8 protein-coding genes and 1 pseudogene are annotated in these 7660 nt (G+C 73.5%); 4 read left to right on the forward strand and 5 right to left on the reverse strand.

Features of this window, described 5'->3' with window-relative positions:
- A partial coding sequence (locus AB0K37_RS38710; protein ID WP_363990270.1) for an acyl-CoA dehydrogenase family protein occupies positions 1 to 100 on the forward strand: 100 nt, incomplete at its 5' end.
- A gap of 75 nt (positions 101 to 175) precedes the next feature.
- On the opposite strand, the gene AB0K37_RS38715 is transcribed toward AB0K37_RS38710, so the two are convergent.
- The 3 genes from AB0K37_RS38715 to AB0K37_RS38725 all read right to left on the reverse strand — a co-directional run bounded on the left by AB0K37_RS38715 (position 176) and on the right by AB0K37_RS38725 (position 3407).
- Positions 176 to 748, reverse strand: a complete 573-nt coding sequence (locus AB0K37_RS38715; protein WP_363990251.1) for a hypothetical protein — start codon at positions 746 to 748, stop codon at positions 176 to 178.
- Between the two features lie 114 nt (positions 749 to 862).
- Entirely contained in the window at positions 863 to 1669 is an 807-nt protein-coding gene (locus AB0K37_RS38720) for a thioesterase family protein (protein WP_363990254.1), read from the reverse strand.
- A 67-nt stretch (positions 1670 to 1736) separates the two neighbouring features.
- Positions 1737 to 3407 (reverse strand): LCP family protein, encoded by a 1671-nt coding sequence (locus AB0K37_RS38725; protein WP_363990257.1) that lies wholly within the window; start codon positions 3405 to 3407, stop codon positions 1737 to 1739.
- A 270-nt stretch (positions 3408 to 3677) separates the two neighbouring features.
- On the opposite strand from AB0K37_RS38725, the gene AB0K37_RS38730 reads away from it, so the two are divergent.
- Positions 3678 to 4730: a glycosyltransferase family 2 protein gene (locus AB0K37_RS38730; protein ID WP_363990259.1), complete on the forward strand. Its 1053-nt coding sequence runs from the start codon at positions 3678 to 3680 to the stop codon at positions 4728 to 4730.
- 100 nt (positions 4731 to 4830) lie between these two features.
- A complete protein-coding gene (locus tag AB0K37_RS38735; protein WP_363990262.1) occupies positions 4831 to 5562 on the forward strand; it encodes a hypothetical protein in 732 nt (243 codons plus the stop codon).
- Between the two features lie 24 nt (positions 5563 to 5586).
- Here the strand turns inward: AB0K37_RS38735 and AB0K37_RS38740 are convergent, their stop codons facing one another.
- Positions 5587 to 6342, reverse strand: a complete 756-nt coding sequence (locus tag AB0K37_RS38740; protein ID WP_363990265.1) for a glycerophosphodiester phosphodiesterase — start codon at positions 6340 to 6342, stop codon at positions 5587 to 5589.
- Entirely contained in the window at positions 6339 to 7040 is a 702-nt protein-coding gene (ispD, locus tag AB0K37_RS38745; RefSeq protein WP_363990268.1) for a 2-C-methyl-D-erythritol 4-phosphate cytidylyltransferase, read from the reverse strand. Before ispD ends, AB0K37_RS38740 begins: the two co-directional genes overlap by 4 nt.
- 81 nt (positions 7041 to 7121) lie before the next feature.
- Here ispD and AB0K37_RS38750 point away from each other — a divergent pair.
- Positions 7122 to 7660 (forward strand): annotated as a pseudogene (locus AB0K37_RS38750) (hypothetical protein); the annotation flags it as partial.

Raw genomic sequence — 7660 nt, forward strand, 5'->3', positions numbered from 1 at the left:
CCCGGTGGAGCGGATGATGCGCGACGCCAAGATCACCCAGATCTACGAGGGCACCAACCAGATCCAGCGCATGGTCATGGCCCGCCAGATCCTCAAGTAGCGCACGGCGGCGCACGCGGAGGGGCGGGCCGCATGGCCCGCCCCTCCGTGTGCGCGGCTCGTCGCCCCGGTCCGCTCAGTCGTGCGAGACGTCGAGGATCATGGCGCCGTTCTTGGCCCGGTGCGGCCGCAGCGTGAGGCCGTTGTAGGTGGTGGTGGCGCGGGGCCAGGACGCGTCCATCGAGGCGATCATCACGCCGTTGCGTCCGCGCGAGGAGAAGGTCAGTCGGTTGCCGTCGACCCTGACGTGCAGCGGGTCCAACCCGAGCTTGCGGTCGAACTCTATCGTCTGACCGTCCTTGATCTCGACCTGGCACTCCGCGTCCTCGCAGGCCTTCAGGTCGGTGCCGTCCTTGGCCTCGGACCTGCCCCTCGGCGGCGACTTGGGCGCCGCGGCCTCCTGCTCCGGGGCGGCGTTCGGCTTCGGCTCGGCGTTGGCCGCCGCGTTCTGGTCCGGTGCCGGGTCGGACGACGAGTCCATGGTGAACGGGCCGGTGCCGAGCGCCGGGTTCGTGCCGGGCGGTGCGTCCGCCTGCGGCGGTGCCGGCGGAGGTGCGGTGCGCGCGACGCTCGCGGCGGCGACGCCGCCGCTGAGCGTCATCGAGATGGCGGCGGTCGTGGTGAGCAAGCCGAGAATCCTTGTGGACATCTCTGCACTCCTGACGAGGTGGGAACTCTGCTTTCTGTGCTCTCTGTCGCCCAGGCGCTACCCACCGTAGCAGAAGGTTACGCAGAGTGTTCATCACGCTCTGCCGCGCCGTGTTCAGCCTTGCGGGGGCTCGTCCACGAGGAGGGTCTGCAGGACGCGGCCGAGCTCGCCCGAGCGGTCGGCGAGCGTCCCCTGGCAGAGCGCGCTGCCGCCCGGGGCGGCGTCCAGGGACGCGGCGAGGCACAGCCACTCGCCCACGGGGTCGCGGTGCAGCGCGACGGTCACGTCGGTGTTGATGATCAGCCACTCGGACACGTCGAGCTGGCTGCCGACGCCGGACGCGCTGTCGGCGAGCGTCAGCGCGCGGACGAGCGGCGTGTCGGCCTCGCCCGCGACCAGCGGGATCCGCGGCCGCGCCCAGACCGTCCCCGGGCCGGGCTCGCCGAAGGCGCCGCTGACGAGCCGCCACTCCATCGCGGACAGGTAGCCGTCCCGGTGCATGCCCGCCCACTCGCCGAACGGTTCCGTCGTCCCGGGCAGGTCCGGCGGCGCGGCGGCGTGCACCACCGGCTCCAGGCGGGACGGGGCCGCCATGATCCGCCAGGCGCTCGCGCGGGCGACCGGCCGCCCCTCGTGCGTGATCTCGCCTTCGAGGAAGGCGACCCTCCTGCCGGGGCGGACCGTGCGCACGCCGACCTCCAGCTCCGCCACGGGCACGGGGCTGAGGATCTCGACGGTCACCCGCGCCAGCCGGGTGCCGGGGACGGGGTCGTGCCGCTCGAAGGCCCGCCCGACGAGGGCCGAGAACGGGCCGCCGTGCTGGAGGCCCGGCGACCAGGGGCCCGCCGTCGCGGGTGTGGAGGCGAACCGCCCGCCGCCGAGCGGCTCGTAGAACGACCCGGCCGGCACGTCCTCGCCCATGCTGCATCCTCCCCGCCCACGACTAGAAGAACATTCTAGAAGGCGGGGGCGGCGGGGGACGCCCCGGTCAGCCGCAGAGCTTCTGGGTGGCCGTGCCGGTCTCGATGGCCGGCCCCCCTGCCGTCGGCGATGCGCTCGGCGACTCCTTCACCTCGACCTCTTTCACGCCGGCCCAGTCCGCGCCGTCCCAGTCGGCCCCGACCATCACCTGCACCTGCGAGCCGAGCGAGGAGACCTTCTTGCGCTTGGCGTCCGGGATCGCGGCGGCGAGGGTCCGGGCCGAGTCCTCCCGTCCCGGCCCGTACAGGATCTGCGTCGTCTGCTGCCCGCGGCGCGCCACGCCCGGCGCGACGGACACCTTGAAGCCGGCCTTGCGGAGCTCGCCGCCCGCCTTGGTCGCCAGGCCCCGGGTGCCGATCGCGTTGAGGACGCGGACGGAGATGTCGCCCGGCGGCACCGTCAGCTCGTTCTCGGCCTTCTTCGTCGGCGTGGCGCTCGGCTTCGGGCTCTGCGTCGCGAGCGGCTGGTCGCGGCGGAGCCGGGTGAACAGGTCGCGCGCCTTGTGCTGGTCCCACTGGACGGTCGACTGCGGAGACGGCGCGTTCCACAGCACGGCGTTGTAGGCCGGGTTCGACAGCGGCACCTTCGCGAACGTGACGTCGTCGGTCGACAGGTTCTTCATCTGGTCGGCGAGGCCCGGCAGGTCGTCGGCCAGCTTCTCGTCGACGCGCAGCGACTTCAGCGAGGCGTTCAGGAACTTCGTGGACTTGACCGGGTCGCCGAGCGTCTTCGTCGACAGCGCCTGCTTCATCATCGCCGCCATGAACTGCTGCTGCCGGTCGATGCGGCCGAGGTCGCTGCCGCCCGTCAGGGAGTAGCGGGCGCGGGCGAACGCCAGCGCCTTCAGGCCGTCCACGTGCGACTTCCCCGCCGGGAGCTTCAGGCCGCTCTTCTTGTCGTCGACGGCCTGCTCGGTGCACACGTCCACGCCGCCGATCGCGTCGACCATGTGCACGAACCCGTAGAAGTTCACCTCGACGTAGTGGTCGATCGACACGCCGGTGGCCTGCTTGACCGTGCTGACGGTGAGGTCGGGCCCCCCGAACTGGTAGGCCCAGGTGAGCTTGCCGGGACGGGCCGGCACCCGCGTGCCCTTGGCCCCCTCCGACCCGTTCGACCTGTGCCCCGGGATGGTCACGTAGGAGTCGCGGGGGAGGCTCACGACCGACACGCTGTCGTGGTCGCGGGACACGTGCACCAGCATCATCGTGTCGGAGCGCTCGCCCGCCTCGTGCCCGAGCTTGGCGGCCTTCTGCTGCTCCTTCGTCAGGCCCTCGCGCCGGTCGACGCCGGCGACCAGGATCGTCATGGCGCCCTTCGGCGTGTCCTTGCCCTTGCCGAGCCCGCCGACCGAGACCTTGTCGATCATGCCCGTGACGTAGTTCTGGAACGCCCACGCGCCGCCCGAGGTGAGCAGCACGAACGCCGAGGCCGTCCCGGTCAGGGTGAGGAAGCGCTTCTGCCGCCGCGCGCTCGTCGCCGCCCGCGGGCTCAGCCCCCGGCCCGGCCGGCGCGGCCCGCGCGGGCTCTCCACCGGGACGCGCGGCGCCGGCATCCCGTCGATGGTCACGCCCTCGATGTCGCCGTCGTCCTCGGCCGCGTGGGCGCCGGGACGCGGCCGGAAATAGCGCTCCAGGGGGTCGGCGTCGCCGCGACCCGAGTCGTGCCCGTCTGCCATGCCGGCCGCCGCCTCCCGATGATCACGTGCTGACGCGAGTCCACACCACTCTAAAGTGGGGGACACCCGTCCGTTCGCTACCTGGACCTCGTGTCCTTGCAGTAACGTGGCGCCGTCTTGACCACACCCCGGCGGCCCGCACGCAAACCTGGGTGGCGTGGGCTGCGTCAGACAAGCGAGCAAGAGAGAGGAAGGGGCGCGTCCCTACGGTCCGCCGGACGGGTGCCCCCGCGAGCCCACATGAATTCGTCTCCCCATGCCCAGCGCGCCATGAACCAGGAAACCCGCTACGCCGTGAAGCCCCTTCCCGACTCCGGTCAGCGCACGTGGCCCGCCGTCTCGGTGGTGATGCCGGTCCTCAACGAGGAGCGCCACCTGACCGACGCCGTGCGCCGCATCCTCAGCCAGGACTACCCGGGCGAGCTGGAGCTCGTGCTCGCCATCGGGCCGTCCCGCGACCGCACCGAGGAGATCGCCCGCAAGCTGGCCGCCGAGGACGCGCGCCTCATCGTCGTCGCGAACCCGACGGGGCGCACCCCGCAGGGCCTCAACATCGCGATCAAGGCCTCGCAGTACTCGATCATCGTCCGGGTGGACGGGCACTCCCTGCTGCCCGCCGACTACGTGCGCGCCGCCGTCGAGACGATGGAGGAGACCGGCGCCGACAACGTCGGCGGGATCATGGCGGCCGAGGGCGTCACCCCGTTCGAGAAGGCCGTCGCGCGCGCGATGACCTCCAAGCTCGGCGTCGGTAACGCCCGCTTCCACACCGGCGGCGAGGCGGGCGAGGTGGAGACGGTCTACCTCGGCACGTTCCGCCGCAGCGCGCTCGACCGCGTCGGCGGCTACGACGAGACGTTCACCCGCGCGCAGGACTGGGAGATGAACCACCGCATCCGCCAGTCCGGCGGCCGGATCTACTTCACGCCCCGCATGCGCGTCACCTACCGGCCCCGGCCCAACCTGCGGGCCCTCGCCAAGCAGTACTTCCACACCGGGCGCTGGCGGCGCGTCGTCGGGCGCGAGCACCAGGGCACGCTCAACCTGCGCTACCTCGCGCCGCCGATCGCCGTCGTGGCGATGGCGGCGGGCGTGGTCGCCGGGGCGTTCGGGTTCTGGCCCGGGTGGATCCTGCCCGGCGGGTACGCCGCCGCGATGATCGTCGGCGCCGCCGTGGAGGGGCGCGGGCTGCCTCCGGCCGCCTGGATCCGGCTCCCGCTCGTCTTCGCCACCATGCACGTGACCTGGGGCGTCGGATTCCTGACCAGCCCGCCGCGGCTCGGCCAGCCCGCCCCGATCAAACCGGGCGAATCCATCCAGTAACGGGGCAGAAAAGTACGATCACCTCCGAACCGCCATGGTGCGCGGCCCGTCTGACCGTTAGGTTTGGCGGGATCCCGCCCGTCGCAGTTCGGAGGTGGCCATGTCCAACGGAGCGCGCCACGGTCTCGGCGTGTTGATCGGGCTCGTGGTGACCCCGGTGATCGCGCTGTGCCTGATGTACAGCACGACCAAGTTCACGGACTACTTCCGGTACTTCTTCACCCGGGGCGGCGAGGACCGCTGGATCGGCGCCGCGCTGGTCGTGGTGGCGGCGGTGCTGGTGGGCCTGGCCGCCGGGTCGCGCGTCTCGCCGCTCGCCTCCCTGATCCCGGGGGCCGCCTACACGGCGGTCGGCCTGCTCTGGCTCGCGTCGCCGCGCTTCGCGGTCGAGCACTCCGGGCGCGATCTGCTGGGCCGCCAGCTCTACCAGGGCTACACGACGCTCGCCCCGTACGGGATCTTGCTGCTGCTGGGCGTCGCGCTCCTGGTCGCCTCCCTCGCGCCCTCGCGGTGGAAGGCCCGCACCGCGGCCGGGCCGCGGTACGGCGGCCCGCCTCCCGCGCCGATGGGCCCGCCGCCCATGCACGGCGGCCAGGCGCCCATGGGAGCGCCCCAGCCGCCTCCCGCGCCGGGGCAGAGCCCCTCCTGGCACGGCGCGCCGCAGTACGGGCAGCAGCCCGCCCAGCAGCCCTCCTCGAACCCGCCTCCGCTGCCGCCGGCGCGGCACGCCGAGGAGAGCCGGTCCGAGCCGCCCGCCGGGAGCGGCCGCTCGGACGACGACGACTCCCCCGGCGAGTGGACGCAGATGTACGGCGGCAACCGCCCGAGCTGACCGCCCGGCCGGCGCCGCCCTCCGCTACGCCTGGACGGCCGCGAGCACGCCGGGGACGTCGTTGACCACCATCGCGTCGAACCCGGCCTCCGCGTAGGTGGGGGCGGCCTCGGCCGACGGGCACCAGGCGATCGCCTCCAGGCCCGCCTTGTGCGCGATCTCCACGCAGTGCTCCAGCGGCCTCAGCCGCGTGTCGGGGTGCTCGATGCCGCACGAGCCGGTGTGCACGGCGACGACGTCCATGCCGAGGCCCGCCGCGGCCGGGACGGCGTGCCACAGCGGGAACCGCAGCCAGGTCAGCAGCCCGAGCGGGACGCCCGGCGCCTCCTCGCGCAGGAACATCAGCAGCGACGGGTCGAACGAGGTGACCAGCAGCCGCCGCCGCTCCGCCTCCCGCCTCAGCACCGGGGCCAGGAGCGCGCCGGTGCGGCGGGACGGCTCGTCCAGCGCGTCCTCCAGCACGGTCTTCACGTCCACGTCCACCGCCACGTCCGCCGGCAGCGCGTCGAAGATCTCGGTGAGCAGCGGCAGCCCGCTCGCGGTGGCGGGCAGGTCGACCAGGTGGTCGCCGTCCACGGTCGTCGGGTCGTGCCGCAGGACGAGGACGTCGTCGGCGGTCCGCGTCACGTCGATCTCGACCCAGGACAGGCCGGCCTCCACCGCGGCGAGCATCGAGGGCAGCGTGTTCTCGGCGACGGCCTCTTCCGCGCCGGGCGGGACGACCTCGCCCGAGCCGAGGCCGCGGTGGCCGATGACGGTGGGGGTGTTCTCGAAGATCACGGTGCTTCCTCGCTGGCGAGATGTTCGGCGATGACGGCGTCGAGCGGCTGGGTGACCTTGAGGTTGCGCTCGCTGCCCGCCACGACCCGGATCGGGACGTCCGGCAGGTAGCGGTGCACGATCCCGCAGTCGTCGGTGGCGCGCAGCCCCGGGTCGGCGAGGGCCAGCTCGTAGGCCTTGCGGATCGTGCCGAGCCGGAAGCCCTGCGGCGTCTGGAACCGGGCCAGCGTCTCGCGCGGCGGCATCGAGGCGACCGTCCCGTCCTCGACCACCACGATCGTGTCGGGCGACGGCACGCCGACCGCGACGGCCTCACAGGCGTCCAGCGCGTCCAGCACGCGGTCGATGACCGGGCGGTCGACGAACGGGCGGGCCGCGTCGTGGAACAGCACGCGGACGTCGTCCGGGCGGTCCTCCAGCAGGCGCAGCGCCGCGGCGGTGGACGCGGTCCGGGTCGAGCCGCCCTCGATCACCGCCGCCGTCTTGCGGAACGGCGCCGCGATCGCGGCGGCCTCGCGCAGATGCCCGGGCGCCATCACCACCACGACCTCGCCGATGCCCGGATGGGAGTCGAACGCGCGGACCGCGTGCGCCAGGATCGGCCGCCCGCCGACCTCCATGAGCTGTTTGGGGCGACCGGCGCCCATGCGCGCGCCGACCCCGCCGGCGAGGACCACCGCAACCGTCCGCGTCGCCATCTCTCCCGGTTTCCATGACTCTGGGTAGCCGAGCCACTACGCTTTGCACTGCACTGCTTCTGCGACCGGCTGGAGGCACTGATGGATCAGGCGCCCGCGCGTGAGCGGCCGGTCACGCTCAACGTACCGGACCATCCCGCGATCATCCGCCCGGATCGAGAGGCCGCCGATGCCGTGGACACCGTGGACCCCGTGGTCGCGGAGGGCGCGCGCCCGCGCGGCCGCACCGAGCCGGGCGGCCTCGTCGCCGCGTACCTGACCGGACCCTGCGCCGCGGTCGTCGCCCGGTGGGCCGGCGAGCGCGGGATCACCGCCGGCGCCGTGTCGGCGTCCTCGCTCGCGCTCGCCGGCCTGGCGGCGGTGTGGTTCTCCGCCGGGGCGCGCGGCGGCCTGGTCGCCGGCGCGCCGCTGCTGGCCGCCTCGCTCGTCCTCGGGCAGGCGGGCGCCCGCCTCGGCCGCCGGGCGAACCCGTTCGCCGTCCGCCCGGACGCCGTCCTCGACCGCGTCGGGGAGCTCGCCGTCTATATCGATTCGGCTTGGTCCGGCGAGGACGCATCTGCCGGTTCGAACGCTTCGGCCGGTTCGGGCTCACGGGCCGGGGGAACGGCGGCCAGGCGGAC

Origin of the sequence: Actinomadura sp. NPDC049753, from assembly GCF_040674655.1 — a bacterium.
In the GTDB taxonomy this organism is placed as follows: Bacteria; Actinomycetota; Actinomycetes; order Streptosporangiales; family Streptosporangiaceae; genus Spirillospora; species Spirillospora verrucosospora.